This window comes from Nocardioides sp. F233, assembly GCF_057813895.1.
Window position 1 is genome coordinate 1 of record NZ_JBVASH010000017.1, and the last position, 1,028, is coordinate 1,028.

Consider the following 1,028-nt stretch of genomic DNA (forward strand, 5'->3'; position numbering starts at 1 on the left):
CTCGAGCAGGACCGGCGCGTGCGCGGTCACGACCTGCTCAAGCTGCTTCTCGTTGCCTGCCAGCTCGACCCGCAGCTGAAGGAACCGGGTCGCCAACCGGACCGCTTCGGCCCGCGCCACCGACAGCGCCAGCGACTCACTACGGACACGCCACCTGGCGATCTCGCGGACCTGGGTGATCGTGGGCTTGCGCCTGGCGTCGAAACCCAGGTCGTGCACGCGCAGCAACGCGGTCAGCGCGTTGATCGTGCGCGTCGACTCCCCGCTCATCCGCCCACGTGCCGCCAGCAGGACCTTCACACACGCCTGGAGTTCGCCCGTGCGGACATCAGCGAGCCGGTCGGCGTCCTTGGCCAACAGGTTCTTGGCGGCCTTGATCGCGTCGATCGCGTCGTTCTTGTCACCACCGCGTTCCCGCTTGGGCGAGGGGGCATCAACCACTCGATAGCCGGCATCCAGGAGTGCGGTCGCGAGCCGGGCACCGTACGAGCCGGTGCCCTCAACGCTGACCAGGACCGTGTCGAGCTCACCACCACACCGTCGACCGATCCAGGCGATCGCCCGACCCAGCCCAGGGCCGCTGGTCGGGAAACCGGCCTCGTCGACCACCTTCCCGGTGCCAGCCTCGACGATGGCGTACTGATGGACCTTGGCGTGGGTGTCGACCCCCACCACGAACCTGTAGACCTCTGAAACACTGGACACAGCGATGCGTTCCTCTCACCTAGGGACAACTCGTCGGACCGGTGGTCGTCCCTGAGGAATCACTACGTGGCATCACTGTGATGGGTCACATCCCCCTCATTGCCTTGAAGGGGATGGAACAGGCTTCTGATCAGGCCAACGTCGTGGGCAGGGCGGCCACCGGCCCCGCCACCACGACCGGACAGGTCTCGCGGGAAGACACCATCACCGAACCGTCACCACAACGGCAGCGGGTCACCGAAGCGAAGAGTCACGACCACAGCAGCAGAACCAAGGCCACCCTGCCAGCCAACCTCAGGCCGGCCACGAAAACCCTCACAGCG

At 66.4% G+C, this 1,028-nt stretch carries 2 protein-coding genes; one reads left to right on the plus strand and one right to left on the minus strand.

Going from position 1 to position 1,028, the window contains the following annotated elements; translation table 11 throughout:
- Positions 1-672, minus strand: a 672-nt coding sequence (locus ACZYRU_RS26875; RefSeq protein ID WP_488960172.1) for an IS110 family transposase, incomplete at its 3' end; no start/stop codon positions are given.
- A 113-nt stretch (positions 673-785) separates the two neighbouring features.
- On the opposite strand from ACZYRU_RS26875, the gene ACZYRU_RS26880 reads away from it, so the two are divergent.
- Positions 786-1,028, plus strand: a 243-nt coding sequence (locus tag ACZYRU_RS26880) for a hypothetical protein (protein ID WP_488960173.1), incomplete at its 3' end; no start/stop codon positions are given.